This is a genomic window from Luteibacter sp. 3190, from assembly GCF_031456385.1.
GTDB lineage: Bacteria > Pseudomonadota > Gammaproteobacteria > Xanthomonadales > Rhodanobacteraceae > Luteibacter.
In genome coordinates this window covers 1,381,372-1,396,790 of the sequence record NZ_JAVDUO010000001.1, presented here as the reverse complement: position 1 = coordinate 1,396,790, position 15,419 = coordinate 1,381,372, and the positions used below count along the sequence as shown (strand labels likewise).

Here is a 15,419-nt window from a genome sequence, read left to right as displayed (position 1 = left end):
CCTATTGACGGGTCGACGCAAGCGCCTCGATAGTCGACCGCACGATGTCGCGTCGGTCTGCGCGCGACGTTCAGGGGTGGCGATGTGAGACACGGGATCGATCGGCGAATGAAGGTGCTCCTGGCCGCGCTGGCCCTCGCCGCGGGCGTCTCGGCCTGCACCGCGGTGGCCGCCGAGGATGTGAAGATTCCGGGATACGTCGTCACCGTGTGGGGCGCGTCCGAGGGTGCGCCGCAGGATGTCGGCAATATCGCGCAGACGACCGACGGTACGCTCTGGCTGGGAACGAACAACGGATTGTTCCGCTTCGACGGTCATCGCTTCACCGAATACGACGTGGCCCCCCGGCCGCTGCCGGCGTCGCGCCAGGTGAGGGACGTCGTTCCCGACCCGAAGGGCGGCCTATGGGTGCTCTACGGCGATGCCGTCGAGATCCATCTCGCGGCGGACGGGCGCACGGTCAGCGTGCCGACCGGATTGCCTCCGGGCGGTATCGGCGGCGTGTTCGTGCACGCCGACGGGCGCACCTTCGTCACCGCGAACGACGGGCTGTACGTCCTCGAGGGCGATCGCTGGAAGCGGTGCGAAGCGCCCGAATGGACGTTGCCCTCGGGCGAGATGGACACCCCATCCAGCGACGCCGAGGGTGGCATGCTTACCGCCGCCGGCGACGCGATCTATCGCCTGCCGCGAGGCTCGCAGCATTTCGTCGAAGTCGCGAAGCTCGCCGAACCCGGCTTCGGCGGCCAGCTCGTGGGCGACCCGACCGGGAGGCTCTGGGTGACGTACCGCAAGTACACGGAGGTGCCCGGTGTCGGCATGCCCACGCGGCCCGCGCCGGTGAATACCAATCACATCACGCTGTTCGATCCGCACGGCACGTTCTGGACGGTACAGCAAGGATGCGACGGCCTCTGCATGGCGCCTTTCGACACCGCCGTCGCCGACATGCGCGAGGGACGCCGTCCAACGCGCGCCTCCGTCGTCCCCGCAGGAAACCTGACCGCCCTCACGCTGATGCGCGACGCGACCGGTGACATCTGGGTGGGCGCACGGCAGGGACTGATCCGCCTGCACAAGTCGGTCGCGCAACCCATCACGGCCTTCGAGAGGGGACTGGGCTGGTTCGGCGTGTCGCCGGGCGCGGACGGTACGACGCTGGTGACCACGTACACGCGCGGCGGATACAACAAGATCGGACGCATCGATGGTCAGGACGTCGAGCTGATCGGAGGGGAGAAGGCCATCTCGGCACTGACGCGTCTTCCGGACGGCAGCGCGGTCCTGGTGGGCGACGACGCGATGTACCGGGTGACGGGCAGCGCGATCGAGACGATGTCGCAACGGCCCGGCGTCGGCCCCGCCGCCCCCGTGCATCCCGCGCAGATCGTGTTGCCGCAGGCACCGGGTCGCTTCTGGGTGAGCATCCGGGACGAGGGACTCTATCTCGTGGACGGCACGAACTGGCGCCACGTCGGTGCGAAGGAGGGATTCCCGACCGTGTATCCGATGAGCGGTGCGCGGGGGCCCGATGGGACGACGTGGTTCGGCTACGCGGATGGCGCGCTGGCGGCGCTGTCGCCGGGTGACACGTCGGCACCGCTGATGAGCCGCGTGCCGTCCATCGGCGCGATCAACGCGATCAGCCCGGGCGACCCGTTCCTCGTCGGTGGCGAAACGGGTGCCGGGGTCGTGGAGAACGGAACATTCAGCCCGCTGCGGCTTCGCCGCGGTGGACTCCTCCGCGGCGTCACAGGCATCGTCCGCACGCCCGATGGAGACGCGTGGTTCAACACGGCCAGGGGCCTGATACGCGTGGCGGCGGGCGACCTGGCCACGTTGCGTGACGACCCGACGCGAGTCCTTCCGTACGACATCCTCACCACCGCCGATGGCCTGCCGGGTGGCGCCCAGCAGGTCCGCCCGCTGCCGACGCTCAACCTGGCCTCGGATGGTTTGCTCTGGGTCGCCGGCGTTTCGGGCCTGGCCACCGTGGATCCCCGCCACGTTCGCGCCGCGAGCGCCGCGTCGCCTGTTCTTCTGGACATGCGCGATGGAAAGGGTGCGTCGATCCTCGCCGGTGGCGTGTTGCAGCCGGGGTCGCGCGCGATCGACGCCGAGCTCGCGGGGGTGTCGCTCGGCGATCCGGGATTCGTGGACCTTCGCTATCGGCTCGTCGGCGTCGACCCGGACTGGCGCCACGCCACGGACGAGGCGCGCATCAGCTACGCGGATCTCCCGCCCGGTCGCTTCCGCCTCGAAGTGCAGGCGAGGGGACCGACGGGGGATTGGTCGCCCAGTGTGTTGTCGGCGCCGGTCGATTCCATGCCCGCTTTCTTCGAGACGCGCTGGTTCGCGGCGCTGATGGTCGTGCTCGTGGTCGCCGCCGCGTTCGCGGGGCATTTCTTCCGGATGGCCGTCGTGCGTCGACGGCAGGAGGCGACCGCCAACGCGAAGCTTCGCGAGCGCGACCGCATCGCGCGTGAACTGCACGATTCCATGCTCCAGGGCATGGCGGGGGTCATGCTGAGGGTGATCGCCTGGGAACGCGACCAGCGGGCGCCCGATGAGTTGCGATCGGGGTTCCGCACCGTCGCCGACCAGCTGTCGTCGCTGATCATGGAGGCGCGGGCGCGCGTGATCGCGTTGCGGAGCGTCGCGTCGTACCGCATGCCGTTGTCCGAGGCCCTCGCGATGGTCGGCGAGGATTATGGCTCGGCGAGCGCGGCGAGCTTCCACCTGCGGGTCGAGGGGCAGGAGACGCCGCTCGACGACGTCGCGCACCTGGCCGTCATGGACGTCGTGCGCGAGGCGCTCAACAACGCGTTCTCGCACGCGCGGGCCTCGGCCATCGAAGTGACGCTGCGCTACGGTGACGCCGATCTCGTCGTCGCGGTGAAGGACAACGGCGTTGGCCTCCCGGAGCTCGTGACCGCCGAAGGACGGCGTCCGGGGCATTGGGGCATGGTGACGATGCGCGAGCGGGCGACCGAGATCGGCGGCAGCGTGTCGATCGACACGGACGGGAGCGGCACCACGGTGACGCTGGTGGTGCCGAAACCCCGCACGTGACGGCTACCGCGCGCGGTCAGCCCAGGTGCTTCCTCAGGAACGCCCACGTCCGGTCGTTCGCGGTCCGGGCGGCCTCCGCGTTGTAATGCGCGCCACCGTGACGCGAGAACGCGTGGTTGCAACCCGCATAGCTGTGAATGGTGACGTTGGGCTTGCCGTCGAGCGCCTTCTTTATCGCGTCTTGCGCGTCCTGGGAGATGAACTCGTCCTCGTCGGCCAGGTGCATGAGCAAGGGGGCGCGGATCGCGTCCGCCTCGTCCAGGTATTTGTCGGTGTCGCCACCGTGGAAGGCCACGGCGGCATCCACGGGATGCCGGGCGGCGGTAAGGAAGGTCATCAGGCCGCCAAGGCAATAACCCATGACGCCGACCTTGCCGCTCGCGCGCGGCAGGGACGCCGCCGCGGCCATGGTCGCGACGACGTCCCGGACGCCCGCGTCGCGGTCGTACGCCATGTAGAGCGAAAGGCCCTTCTTCCAGTCGGCCTCGGAGGTCACGCTCAGGTCGACGCCTCGCTCCTGCCGCCAGAACAACTCCGGCGCCACGGCGATGAAGCCTTGCCCGGCCAGGGCGTCGCACGTCTGACGGATGTCGTCGTTGACGCCGAAGACTTCGTGGAGCACCACGACGGCGGGTGCGCGCTCGGCCTGGGGATACGACACGAAGGCGTCGAACTGCCCGTCGCCGGTCGTCACGGTGATGTTCTCGTGCATGGTGATGCTCCTTTCGTCGGGCGGAACGCCCCGCCCGAGAGATTACGATACCCGCGCTACCGTGACGCCGGTGGGCCGACGATCCGTGCCGAGCCTCAGGGCTGTACGAACGAGCCGACGACGGTGAAGTTCGCGCTCTGCGTTTCGCCCACGACACGCACGTACCAGCGACCCGACGCGGGCGAGCTCGACGCCACGACTTCCGCGTTGCCCGCATGCCGCGAGACGAGCGTCGCATCCGAACCGTCCGCGGCGGGTAGCTGGCCCAGACGCGCGTAGAGGGTGACGTCTCCCGATCCGCCGGTCGTCCTCAGGGTGAGGGCGCGCGCGCCAGTCGGAACGTCGAGGGCGTATGCGCTCGAACCACCCGTCGGAAGCGCCGCGCCGGTCACGGGCACGTTGCGCGTGAGGATCGTCAGAGGCGGCGGCAGTGGCGTGCCGGCGGCCGCATGGATGGCGGCGTTGGCGTCGATGATCCCGGCGCCTAGCGAAGGATTCTGCGCGCTCGGGAACGGTCGCGACGTGCTGACCAGGAGCGATTTGAGTTGGGCGGGCGTCAGCGCCGGCAGTTGGGCCGATCGCGCCGCGGCGATCATCAGGGCGAGGGTTCCGGCCACATGTGGCGTGGCCTGCGAGGTGCCGGCCATGCCGCCATAGGCATAGCCGTCGGTGGACTCGTCCGGTTCGTGCGCCCCCGTGTTGACCGCCGACCAGACGAAGCCCGCGTCGACGAGTTCGCCCGAGGCCGCGTCGCCGGCATACGCACCGCCGCCCGGTGCCGCCACCGTGACGGTGCTGCCCCAGTTCGAGTAGAACGCGCGCCTGCCGCCGACACCGACCGCGCCCACCGTGATGACGCCGGGGCAGCTCGCCGGCGAGTAGCCGGCGGCGTTGTCGGCGCTGTTGCCGGCGGCGACGACCACCGTGATTCCGCGCGACACGGCGTTCTGGATCGCGATCGCTTCGGGCGAGTCCGGATAGCACTGGCCGGGACCACCGAGGCTCATGCTGATGACGTCGGCCGGATGGGTGTTGTCCGGAACGCCGTCCACGTGGCCACCCGAGGCCCATTCGATCGCATCGGCGATGTCCGACTCGTATCCGCCGCAGTGGCCCAGCGCGCGAACCGGGAGTACGCGTGCGCCGGGCGCCACGCCCGCCATGCCGATGCCATTGTTCGTGAGTTCGGCGATGGTTCCGGACACGTGCGTGCCGTGCCACGAACTGTCCTCGGCGGCCTCCGGCGTGGTGCACCCGCCCGGCGCGTCGTACGGCGCGCCGCTGGTCCAGTCGCCGGTGTCCCATCCGCCCGGCGCACGGTCGTCGGTGTCGCGCCCGGAGATGAAGCCGCTGGAGATGAAATCGTAGCCGGCGTCGCCCAGTGTCAGGTCGATGTCGGGATGATGCGTCAGGCCGGTGTCGATGACCGCGACGGTCGTGCCGGTGCCGATGCCGACCTGCCATGCGTCGACGGCGTTGACGCCGCCGAGGTTGGCGACGGCGGACGCATCCCGCCCGATCGTTTCCATGCTGCCGTTGCCGGGACGGAGGTGCCATTGATACCGCGTGAAATACGGATCGTCCGGGGTCGCCGCGTTCGCGTACGCGTGGCGGAGGTGGTCGGGTCGCACGCTGGCCACCGCGGGGTCGGCCGCGATCGAGTTGACGAGATCGGCGAGCGCGGCGTCGGAAAGCTTCGCGTCGATCGCCACGACGTCGAAGCCGCTGGCGAGGGTGCGGACGGGTCGGACGGTCGCCCGCGCGGTGCCGCCACGGAGGCGCGACTGCGCCGCGCGAGAGACCACGGCGGCGGCGTTGGCGGCCGTCGACGCGACGCCGGGCTGCATGCGGACGATCAGACGGGTCTGGAAGGCGGGTGCGGCGAGCGTGGTCTGGCAGGCCGCGAGCGCGGCAACGAAGGTCAGTGAGCGAAGGATGGTCATGGAAGTCCTCAAAGATCGAAACCGAAGCCGACGCCGGCGGAGTTCTGCGATCCGCTGAAGGCGCCGCCGACACTGACGTGCGCGCGTTCCCCGATGGAGCGCGCGTAACCCACCGCCATGGCCTGCTGTCCTCCCTGCGTGCCGATGCCGACGGCGATGCGACCTCCTTGCGTGGACGCACCGCCCGCGTTGATCGCCATCTGCGTCGACGCCTGACCCATCGCGCCCGTGCGGTTGAGATCGCGATCGAGCGACCGGAAGCGGCGGTTCGTCTCGTCGCGGAACGCGTCGAATTCGTTCCGGCCGACGCCGAAGCTGCCGATGCGCGCATCGGTGTACGCATTGGCTTTGGCCAGCGTCGTGGCGTCGCCCTGGTCCGCGTACGAGCGCGCCGTAGTCAACGCCTCGTCGACCTGGCCGACGTTCGCCGCGTCGGTGGCGTGCACGCCGGCGGCCACGTTGCTGACGCGACGCTCGCGACCCTGCGTGCCGACCGAGACGGTGTCGGCCTCCGTCGCGACGGAACCGGCGCCGAGCGCGACGCTGTTGGCGGCTGGTGCGGAGGCTCCGGATCCGACGGCGACCGACGACGCGTCGCTCGCCGCGCTGCCCGTCCCGACGGCGAGTCCGGGACCGGTGCCGGCCGGCACGCCCGACGATGGTCCCTGCGACACGTCCGCCAGCGATGTCAGCGTCCGGTCGACCGCACCGAAGGCGTCCTGCAGGCTCGTGTAGACCGTGCCCTGGATGAGGTAACTCGCACCGGGGCCGCCGATGGCGGACAGCGAACGGTTGAGCTGGCCGAGGTTGACCGCGTCGAAATCGTCCGTGCCGTCGGCGACGCCGGTGAGCTGCCGGCGGAGCACCGGCGATCCGTCGCTGCCGTCGCTGCCGAACGAGACCGTCCCGGCGCGGAAGTTGCGTGCGCCGGAGCCGAGCGCGACGCCGTCCTCGACGTCGACCTGCGAGTACGCGCCGATGGCAATGGCGCCTTTCTGCTCGAGGTTGGCCACGGCGAAGTTGCCGATCGCGATGCTGTCCTCGCCGGTCGCCTGCGCGGCGGAACCGAGCGCCGTCGCGGAAACGCCGGTCGCGACGGCGCCGCTGCCGAACGCCGATGCCCGGAACGCGAGGGCGGAGGTGACCTGGTACGTGCCGAACCCGTAGTCGTGCGCGCCGCCCACGGCGGTCGCCTCGTTGTCCACGGCGCGCGAGAACATGCCGATCGCGACACCGCGGTCGCCGGTCGCTGCCGAAAGGCGTCCCATGGAAATGCTGTCGGGCGACGCGGCGTACGCGGTATAGCCCGATGCGAACGCGTACATGCCCTCCGCGAACGACCCGGCGCCGATCGCGGTCGCGTAGTCGCCGACTGCCTCGCTGCCCGACCCGATCGATGTCGACGCGAGTCCCGCGGCGTTCGGCGCGAGCAGTGGCGATCCAGGGGAAAATTCGAGCAGCGCACCCGTGGCATCGCGGCCCGCGCCGCCGATGGCGATCGCGCTGGCGCCCGTCGCCTGGGCGCCGGTGCCGATGGCGGTACCGTTGGTGCTGGTGGCGCTCGCGCCGAATCCGGCGGCGATGGCGTAGTCGCCGCTGGCGTTCGCGCCGCCGCCGAGCGCCGTCGCCGCCTGCCCCGAGGCGGACGTGAGACGCGACACCGGCGTGCCATAGTCGTCGACGCCTTCCGCGTAACCGCCGATGGCCAATGCCGACGTACCGGTCACCGAGCTTCCCGCGCCGAACGCCGACGCATAGTCCGATGTGGCGGTCGCGCCGTCGCCGATCGCGCTCGAGTGCGCGCCGGCGGCGAGGGAATAACTGCCCAGCGAGAGCGCGCCGATGCCGTAGGCCTGCGCGAAGTAGCCGAGCGCCGTGCTCGCGTCGCCCGCCGCGACGGACGACGCGCCGCCGGCGACCGATCCCGCGCCCAGCGCCAGGGCGTCGTCGCTGCCGTCCGCGGCACCGTCGCCCTGGAAATAGTTGCTTCCCGCCGCCTGCGCCGCGCGCGCGGCGGGCGCTTGCTGTTCGGGCGCGTTACCATCGACTTTTGCGTTCGATGTGCCGGGCAGGGCAAGCGCGACGCAAAGCGCAAGGAACAGTGGTGCGTATCCGGCACGGGGGTGCCGGGAGGATGGCAGGCAGGACATGTGGTTTCCCCGGATGGTTCTGGTTTCGCCTGCGAAGCAGGGCCGTCTCGGTGACGGCGGCGTCTTTTATAGGCGTCATCTGCCTGCAATACACGCACGTACGCGCACGGAAACCTCACGGACGCTCACTTTTTCCGGAGCCCTGCCATGCCCGTCGTTCGTCCCGCCATCGCCTGGTTGAAGGCGGCGCCCGTCACCGATCCCATCGATGCACGGCACTCGCCCGCGATCCAGTTCCTGCTGCTCTTCATGATGGTGACGCTGCCGCTCAACTGGGCCTATCACCTGTTCCTCGTCAGGACGCCCGTGCGGCCGGACATGGTGGTCGACCTTGGCGTCGACGTGATGGTGTGGACGACGGCGTTACTCTGCGTGCGGCTCATTCGCCAGGGACGCCTGCGGCGTGCGGTGCAGTGGTTCGTCACGGCCATGCTCGTGGCGCTGGCCATCATGTACCTGTCGATCGGCCTGACGCGGCAGATGCTGGACCAGACCTATCCGGTGCTGACCATCGTGCTCGGCGGACTCATCCTCGGCCGGCGTTCGTTGTGGACGATCTACGCGCTCATCGTCCTCATGATGTGGGGCGGAGGCATCGTCGACGTGGTGCACCTGACCGCGCGGAACTATCCCCGTCCGTGGCTCGGCGCGGCCAATGCGCCGTCGATGTCGATGAGCTACTTCGTGATCACCCTCGTGCTCGATCGCTGCGTGTGGGCGATGCGCGCGGCGCTCGAGGAAGCGAGGAAATCCGGTGCCGAACTGCTGTCGGCGAACGCGGCGCTGCGCGCCGAGATGCAGGCCCGCGAACGCGCGCAGGAAATGACGCTCTACGCCCATCGCATGGAGACGGTGGGGCGTCTTTCGGGCGGGATCGCGCACGACGTCAACCACCTCGTCGCGATCGTCGAGGGCGCGGCGGAGCGAAGCCATGCCGTGGATGAGCCGCGCGAGCTGCGCGCGCTGATCCGCGACATCGGTTCGGCGGCGACGCGCGCCCGCGAGCTGGTCCGCCGCCTCACGGCGTTCGCACGGCGCGGCGGCGCCATGCCGGAAAGCTTCGACGCCACGCAGGCGATCGACGATATCCGGCCGGTGCTCCGGCAGATCTTCCCGGCCGCCGTGACGCTCGACGTCGATGCCTCGGCCGCCTCGATGGTCTGGATGGACCGCAGCCACTTCGACCTCGCGCTGATCAATGTCGCGACGAACGCACGCGACGCCATGGGCGCGTCGGGACGGTTCGTCGTCCATGTCGGCCGGCGGCGCCGAGGCGACATCATGGGCGTCAGCGTCACCCTGACGGATAGCGGGCCCGGCATGACCGAGGCCATCCTGCGACGCGCGTGCGAGCCATTCTTCACGACGAAAGCGCCGGGCAAGGGGACCGGGCTCGGACTGGCGATGGTCAAGGACATGCTCGTGCGGAATGGCGGAGATCTCGCGATCAGGAGCGAGCCGGGATTGGGTACCACGGTCGAACTCTGGCTGCCCGAGCGCGTCGAGGACCGGCCGCTCGCGACGGTCCGCGTCATGGTGATCGAATCCGACGATGCGCGCCGCGACGCCATGTCGACGGCGCTCGAGGACATGGGCTGCATCGCCGTGGCCGTGGCCGGCACCGGCGAAGCCTCGACGATCCTCGAACATATCGCCGACGATCTCGACGTTATCCTGGCCTCGGATGTCCCCGAGGGCACGGGTCACCTTGTCGTGATCGCACCCCGGCGCGACGTCGCCGCGGACGCCGCCGCACGCATGGCCATCAACGCCTTCCGGTCGCCGGGGCGTCCGGCGGCAGCATGACGTAACCGCGTGCGCGCACGGCACGGACGGGCAGCGTGCCGGCGTTCGCGCGCGACACCTTCGTGCGCAGCCGATGGATCGTCATCTCCAGCCGGTGCGGATCGAAATCGCCCGACCCGTCGGACAGCGCCGCGATGAGCGCGTCGCGCTCGACGGCGAAACCCCGCCGTTCATGCAGGAGCTCGAGCACGCAGCGCTCATGCGCCGTCAGCGCCACCGAGGTTCCGTCGGGCGAGCGGAGGACCCACCCGCCGTCGTGAAACGTCCAGTCCGCGCCGACGCTCGCCGCGCTCGTCGACGGGCCGGATGCGAGACGACGCGCCACGCTGCGGATGGTCGCGGCGAGTACCGGTAGGGCGACGGGTTTCGCCAGATACGCATCGGCGCCGTCTTCCAGGCCGCGCACGCGATCGGTGTTCTCGTCGCGTGCCGTCAGGAGGACGAGGCCAAGCGACGGCGTGCCACGCAGCCGCCGCACGATGCTGAACCCATCTTCATCGGGCAGGCCGACATCGAGAACGACCACGTCGACCGCCGCGGACGCGAGGATGGCGTCGAGTTCCGCGGGACGGCCGGCGGTGCGCACGTCGAAACCGTAGGTCTTCAGCTCCGGCGCGAGGACGCGTTCACGCAGCGCCTCGTCGTCCTCGAGCAAGGCGACGGACAATGCTGGAAGGGGCTGGGTCATGATCGGTCGGAGCGGCGGGACAGGCGTGCATCGTAGCCTCGCTTCCCCGACGGGTCACGGGCCATCGCTCGTCCGCCGCCCGACGCGTTCAGGGCCCGACGTTCTCGATCTTCAGCACGGCGGCGGTGGCCGCCCGCGTGGCATCGCACGCTGCCGCATCCTTCGTGAGGTCGATGCCGTAGGTAGGGAAGATCGCCCGGAGCTTCGGCAGCCACGCGGACTCCGTGAGTCGATCGGGGAAGCATGTCTGCAGCACTTCCACCGCGATCGCCGCGGCGGTGGACGCGCCGGGCGAGGCGCCAAGCAAGGCGACCAGCGACTTGTCCGCCGCGGCCACGAGCTCGGTACCGAAAATCAGCCGGCCGCCATGGTCGCCGTCGTCCGGCTTGATGATCTGCACCCGCTGGCCCGCCACAGCTTCCTTCCACTGAGGCCGCCGCGCGTTCGGGAAGAACGCCTGGAGCATCTCGAACTGGTGGTGCGCGCTCTGGAACACCTGGCCGATCAGGTACTCCTCGAGCGAGGCGTTCTGTTTCGCCACGGACAGCAGCGGAAGGATGTTGTGCGCCGTGACGGATTCGAGCAGGTCGGCCGGCGAACCGTGCTTGAGGAACTTGGTCGAGAAGCCGGCATAGGGACCGAACAGCAGCGACGTCTTGCCGTCGATCACGCGCGTGTCGAGATGCGGCACGGACATCGGCGGCGAGCCGGTGGACGCCTTGCCGTACACCTTCGCGTGATGCCGCGCCGAAACCTCGTCGACGTCGCAACGCAGCCAGATGCCGCTCACCGGGAAGCCACCGTAGCCCTTCGCCTCCGGGATACCGGACTTCTGCAGCAGACGGATCGCGGCACCGCCGGCACCGATGAACACGAAGCGCGCGGACAGGCTCCGTGGCGTGCCGTCCGAGGTATTCCCGAAGGTCACGTTCCAGCGTCCGTCACTTGCACGTTCGAGCGCGGTGACTTCGCTATCGTAGTGCACGTCGACGCCATCGCCCTGCAGATGGTGGATCAGCAGATGGGTCAGGGCGCCGTAATCCACGTCGGTGCCCGTGACGATCCGGGTCGCCGCGACTTTCTGGTCCGGGTCGCGTCCTTCGATGATCAGCGGGGCCCACTCGGCGATCCGCGCATGGTCCTCCGTATACTCCATGCCCCGATAGCAGTGATGAGCGCTCATGGCGGCATGCCGGGCCTTGAGGAACGCGACGTTTTCCTCGCCCCAAACGAAGCTCATGTGCGGGCAGGGGTGCAGGAAAGCGCGCGGATCGGGAATGGCGCCGCTCTCGACGAGGTGCGCCCAGAGTTGCCGCGACACGTCGAACTGGGTGTTGACCTTCAGTGCCTCCGCGATGTCGACGCTCCCGTCGGCACGTTTCGGCGTGTAGTTGAGCTCGCAGTTCGCCGCATGCCCCGTGCCGGCGTTGTTCCAGGCCATGGAGCTCTCCAGCCCGCAGTCCTCGAGCCGCTCGACCACGGCGATCTTCAGTGTGGGATCCAGCGCGTGAAGCAGCGTGCCGGTGGTGGCGCTCATGATGCCCGCGCCGATGAGGAGCACGTCGACGCGCGCCGCGTTGTCCTGGCTCATGCCTCGTTCCTCTTCGCCGTGAAATGGAGTGGGGTGTTCGCGTCATAGACGGCGTACGCGCGCCGCCACGGTTCGTTTCCGATGAGGCGCCAGCGATGGCCGCTGCCCGAGTCGTCCTGTGCGATCAGCACGTCGCCCGGACGGATCGTGAACGTCGCCCCGGACTTCACCTCGAATTCCACGGTGCCGGCGAGCGTGATGACGAACTGGGGCTGCGGGTCCTGGTGCCATTCGAAGGAACCGCCCGTCGCCGTCTCCTGGAACGAGAGCTCGCGGACCGCGATGGGCAGGCCGGACGCGCGGCCGTGCAGTCCCGCACCGATATCGAGCTCGCCTTCCTCGAAAAGCGAGTTCCCGTCGGGCCCCGTCCACATTCTTACGCATCGAATCATCGTCGTGCTCCTTCAGGCGCCGGCCAGGCCATGGCCGACCATGTCCAGCGGGCGGATCGTCTTCTCGAACAGCGCTTCGTCGACCAGCCCGGAGGCGAGCGCGGCCTCCTTGAGGCTTGTTCCGTCGGCGATGGCCTTCTCGGCGATGTGCGCGGCGTTCTGGTAGCCGATGACGGGCGAGAGGGCCGTCACGAGCATCACGCTGCCCGCGACGTACTGCGCGATCTTCTCCGGCACGATCGCGGTGCCTTCCACGGAGAACTCGCGGAAGCGGTCGCAGCCGTCGGCGAGGATGCGTATGGAATGCAGCACGTTGTTGATGATCACCGGCCGCATGGCGTTGAGTTCGAAATTGCCCTGGCTGCCCGCGATGGCGACGGCGGAGTCGTTCCCGAGCACCTGGATCGCGATCATGACGATCGCCTCGCACTGCGTGGGATTGACCTTGCCGGGCATGATCGACGAACCCGGCTCGTTGTCAGGCAACTTCAGTTCGCCCAGTCCGCAGCGCGGACCGGACGCGAGCCAGCGCATGTCGTTGGCGATCTTCATCAGCGCGACCGCCAGGCCCCTGAGGCCCGCGGACGCACGCACCATGGCGTCGAGCGATCCCTGCGCCGCGAACTTGTTGGGCGCGGTGACGAAGGGCTTGCCCGTCAATGTCGCCACGCTGGCCGCGACGTCGCGCGAGAACCCGGGCGGCGCGTTCAGTCCGGTGCCGACGGCGGTGCCGCCCACGGCCAGTTCATAGAGCCCGCCACGCGTCGCTTCGATAGCCTCCAGGCAGGCGCGAAGCTGGCCGGCCCAGCCATGCCATTCCTGGCCGACCGTCAGCGGCACGGCGTCCTCGAGATGCGTCCGGCCGATCTTCACCACCGTCATCCATTCGTTGGCTTTGCGCTCGATGACCTCGACGAGGCGCGTCACCGCCGGGATGAGCTGCTCGTCGATGGCGAGCACCGTCGCGACGTGCATGGCGGTCGGGAACGTATCGTTGGACGACTGGCCCATGTTGACGTCGTCGTTCGGGCCGACGGGATGCTGCGTCCCGAGCGTGCCGCCGAGCAACTGGATCGCGCGGTTCGACAGCACCTCGTTGACGTTCATGTTCGACTGCGTGCCCGACCCTGTCTGCCACACGTACAGGGGGAAGTGCGCATCGAGCTTCCCCGCGATGGCTTCGTCGGCCGCCTGCACGATGGCGTCGCGCTTCCACGCCGGCAGTCGTCCCGCCGTGGCGTTCACCAGTGCGCAGGCCTTCTTCACGTACCCGTACGCGCGGTAGACCGCGACGGGCATGTGGTCGCCGCCGATGTCGAAATGGTGCAACGAGCGCTCGGTCTGCGCACCCCAGTAGCGGTCGGCCGGCACGGAAACCTTTCCCATGCTATCGAATTCTTCGCGGCGACCCGTGGCATCGATTCCGATCGGTACGGGACGCAGGCTTGGCGTGTCGTTCAAGGCGGTCTCCTCGGTCAGGCGGTGAGCGGGATGCCTCCCGGAGGCTAGGTCATGCGGCCCCGAAGCGGCTTGAAGGAAGCGGAAGCGGACGATTTTTCTATGCGACGCAAGGTTCGCCGATCGACGACGCGCCCCCCCATACAGGGGGTCAAACGGAGAAGGCGCTTCGATAGCATCGGGTCCGTCTTCGACCACTGAAGATGGTGACCCTCATGCGAATCGACAGCTCACTTCCATCGGCGCCCGCGGGCGTTGGAAGTTCCCCGATACACGATGTGCAGCGGCTGCTCCAGCTCGCGCTGCGGCAGATCGCGGACACGGAGCGCGCCGACCGCCGCGCTTGCGCCTACTACATCGAACAGGCGCTCCGGCTCCACCGGCACGCCGCTTCGGTACGGGCCCGGCCCGGCACGCACAACGGACTGGCGCCGTGGCAGGTCGCTACCGTGGAGAAGGTCGCGCTCGCTCGCCTGGACAACAACCTGTCGATCTCGGACCTCGCCTCCGCGTGCCGTCTCTCCCGGGGCTATTTCAGCCGCGCGTTCAAGGCGACGTTCGGTGAAAGCCCGCATCGCTGGCGCCACAAGAAGCGCATCGAGCATGCGTGCCGGCAGATCGTCGGTACCACGGACACGCTGGCGCAGATCGCCGTGGCATGCGGCTTCAACGACCAGGCCCATTTCACGCGGTCCTTCAAGGCCGCGGTCGGCACGACGCCGAACCTTTATCGAAAGGAACAGGGCGCCTCCGTCTGACATGCGGGACGACTCGCGGTCACCGCGCCGTGTGACCACTTTGGCACCACCCGCTTTTCACGGTGTCCTGCCGTTTCGCATCGCAGTCTCTTCGTACCAAGGAGACCCCCATGACGATAAAGACGCTCGAAGACCTCTCGAAGAAAATGGCTGGCATCGACTTCGCGATGCTGCAGACCCATGCGGCGAACGGCGAGATCGCCGGACGCCCGATGAGCAACAACGGCGACGTCGAGTACGACGGCGACAGCTGGTTCTTCTCGCTGGAAGAGACGCACGTCGTCGGCGAGATCGAGGCCAATCCCGCCGTGGCGCTGTCGTTCACCGGTTCGAAGTCGCTGCTCGGCAAGCCGCCGCTGTTCGTGGCGGTGGAGGGTCGCGGGCAGATCGTTCGCGAAAAGGCGGAACTCGAACGCCATTGGCAGAGCGATCTGGAGCGCTGGTTCAAGGACGGCGTGGACACACCCGGGCTGGTGCTGATCAAGGTGAAGGCCGTCCGGATCACGTGGTGGGACGGCATGGACGAGGGGGAGATCATTCCCTGATCGTCCGCCTGTAGGAGCACACCTGGGCGCGATTGGGGCCTCTCGCGAGCGCCCGATCGCGCCCAGGTGCGCTCCAACCTGGCCGTCGTAACGTTCGTCGCCTTCCGGATCCGATCTTCACGCGGTGCCTCATCCGGGGGCTTTCGCCGTGCCGAAAATCTGCGGTAGGCTCTGACCCGTTCCGAGGGGTGTCCTGCGTTGGCAGGGCTGAGATGGCGGCAGCCGGACCCTTTGAACCTGATCCGGGTCATGCCGGCGAAGGGACGGGAATGCAGCGCGCCGAGGGCGTGCGCCCTGACGATCG

General features: G+C 69.0%; 11 protein-coding genes and 1 riboswitch. Of the genes, 4 read left to right on the top strand and 7 right to left on the bottom strand.

Annotated features, from left to right (window positions below; translation table 11 throughout):
* Window positions 1-108 precede the first annotated feature (108 nt).
* Window positions 109-3,072 carry an ATP-binding protein gene (locus J2X58_RS06415; protein WP_310047082.1) on the top strand — a complete coding sequence of 988 codons (2,964 nt, stop codon included), beginning with the start codon at window positions 109-111 and terminating at the stop codon, window positions 3,070-3,072.
* Window positions 3,073-3,088: 16 nt separating this feature from the next.
* Here J2X58_RS06415 and J2X58_RS06410 read toward each other — a convergent pair whose 3' ends face one another.
* From J2X58_RS06410 to J2X58_RS06400, 3 genes are all read right to left on the bottom strand, one after another.
* Window positions 3,089-3,784 carry a dienelactone hydrolase family protein gene (locus J2X58_RS06410; protein WP_310047080.1) on the bottom strand — a complete coding sequence of 232 codons (696 nt, stop codon included), beginning with the start codon at window positions 3,782-3,784 and terminating at the stop codon, window positions 3,089-3,091.
* 95 nt (window positions 3,785-3,879) lie between these two features.
* The gene (locus J2X58_RS06405; protein WP_310047078.1) at window positions 3,880-5,727 is read right to left on the bottom strand and encodes a S8 family serine peptidase; all 1,848 of its coding nucleotides are present in this window, start codon (window positions 5,725-5,727) and stop codon (window positions 3,880-3,882) included.
* Window positions 5,728-5,735: 8 nt separating this feature from the next.
* Window positions 5,736-7,877, bottom strand: a complete 2,142-nt coding sequence (locus J2X58_RS06400) for a YadA-like family protein (RefSeq protein ID WP_310047077.1) — start codon at window positions 7,875-7,877, stop codon at window positions 5,736-5,738.
* A gap of 147 nt (window positions 7,878-8,024) precedes the next feature.
* On the opposite strand from J2X58_RS06400, the gene J2X58_RS06395 reads away from it, so the two are divergent.
* On the top strand, window positions 8,025-9,683 hold the full coding sequence (locus J2X58_RS06395; RefSeq protein ID WP_310047076.1) for an ATP-binding protein: 1,659 nt from the start codon (window positions 8,025-8,027) through the stop codon (window positions 9,681-9,683).
* Here J2X58_RS06395 and J2X58_RS06390 read toward each other — a convergent pair.
* The 4 genes from J2X58_RS06390 to fumC all read right to left on the bottom strand — a co-directional run bounded on the left by J2X58_RS06390 (window position 9,643) and on the right by fumC (window position 13,815).
* Window positions 9,643-10,371, bottom strand: coding sequence for a response regulator transcription factor (locus J2X58_RS06390; protein ID WP_310047074.1), 729 nt, complete (start codon window positions 10,369-10,371; stop codon window positions 9,643-9,645). The two genes, J2X58_RS06395 and J2X58_RS06390, sit on opposite strands and share 41 nt — an antisense overlap.
* Window positions 10,372-10,459: 88 nt before the next feature.
* Window positions 10,460-11,962 carry a malate dehydrogenase (quinone) gene (gene mqo, locus J2X58_RS06385; protein ID WP_310047073.1) on the bottom strand — a complete coding sequence of 501 codons (1,503 nt, stop codon included), beginning with the start codon at window positions 11,960-11,962 and terminating at the stop codon, window positions 10,460-10,462.
* Window positions 11,959-12,354: a cupin domain-containing protein gene (locus J2X58_RS06380; RefSeq protein ID WP_310047072.1), complete on the bottom strand. Its 396-nt coding sequence runs from the start codon at window positions 12,352-12,354 to the stop codon at window positions 11,959-11,961. Before J2X58_RS06380 ends, mqo begins: the two co-directional genes overlap by 4 nt.
* A 12-nt stretch (window positions 12,355-12,366) precedes the next feature.
* On the bottom strand, window positions 12,367-13,815 hold the full coding sequence (fumC, locus tag J2X58_RS06375) for a class II fumarate hydratase (protein WP_310047070.1): 1,449 nt from the start codon (window positions 13,813-13,815) through the stop codon (window positions 12,367-12,369).
* Between the two features lie 275 nt (window positions 13,816-14,090).
* On the opposite strand from fumC, the gene J2X58_RS06370 reads away from it, so the two are divergent.
* Together J2X58_RS06370 and J2X58_RS06365 are read left to right on the top strand one after the other, a co-directional pair.
* On the top strand, window positions 14,091-14,570 hold the full coding sequence (locus tag J2X58_RS06370) for an AraC family transcriptional regulator (RefSeq protein ID WP_310047068.1): 480 nt from the start codon (window positions 14,091-14,093) through the stop codon (window positions 14,568-14,570).
* 110 nt (window positions 14,571-14,680) lie between these two features.
* A complete protein-coding gene (locus tag J2X58_RS06365; protein WP_090178620.1) occupies window positions 14,681-15,115 on the top strand; it encodes a pyridoxamine 5'-phosphate oxidase family protein in 435 nt (144 codons plus the stop codon).
* Window positions 15,116-15,289: 174 nt separating this feature from the next.
* Window positions 15,290-15,396: riboswitch (TPP riboswitch) on the top strand.
* The last annotated feature ends 23 nt before the right edge of the window (window positions 15,397-15,419 follow it).

Bases quoted from the DNA above. Each gene is read 5' to 3' on its own strand.
- J2X58_RS06405 (WP_310047078.1), bottom strand. From the start codon at position 5,727: ATGACCATCCTTCGCTCACTGACCTTCGTTGCCGCGCTCGCGGCCTGC.
- J2X58_RS06415 (WP_310047082.1), top strand. From the start codon at position 109: ATGAAGGTGCTCCTGGCCGCGCTGGCCCTCGCCGCGGGCGTCTCGGCC.
- J2X58_RS06400 (WP_310047077.1), bottom strand. From the start codon at position 7,877: ATGTCCTGCCTGCCATCCTCCCGGCACCCCCGTGCCGGATACGCACCA.
- J2X58_RS06395 (WP_310047076.1), top strand. From the start codon at position 8,025: ATGCCCGTCGTTCGTCCCGCCATCGCCTGGTTGAAGGCGGCGCCCGTC.
- J2X58_RS06410 (WP_310047080.1), bottom strand. From the start codon at position 3,784: ATGCACGAGAACATCACCGTGACGACCGGCGACGGGCAGTTCGACGCC.
- J2X58_RS06390 (WP_310047074.1), bottom strand. From the start codon at position 10,371: ATGACCCAGCCCCTTCCAGCATTGTCCGTCGCCTTGCTCGAGGACGAC.
- mqo (WP_310047073.1), bottom strand. From the start codon at position 11,962: ATGAGCCAGGACAACGCGGCGCGCGTCGACGTGCTCCTCATCGGCGCG.
- J2X58_RS06380 (WP_310047072.1), bottom strand. From the start codon at position 12,354: ATGATTCGATGCGTAAGAATGTGGACGGGGCCCGACGGGAACTCGCTT.
- J2X58_RS06365 (WP_090178620.1), top strand. From the start codon at position 14,681: ATGACGATAAAGACGCTCGAAGACCTCTCGAAGAAAATGGCTGGCATC.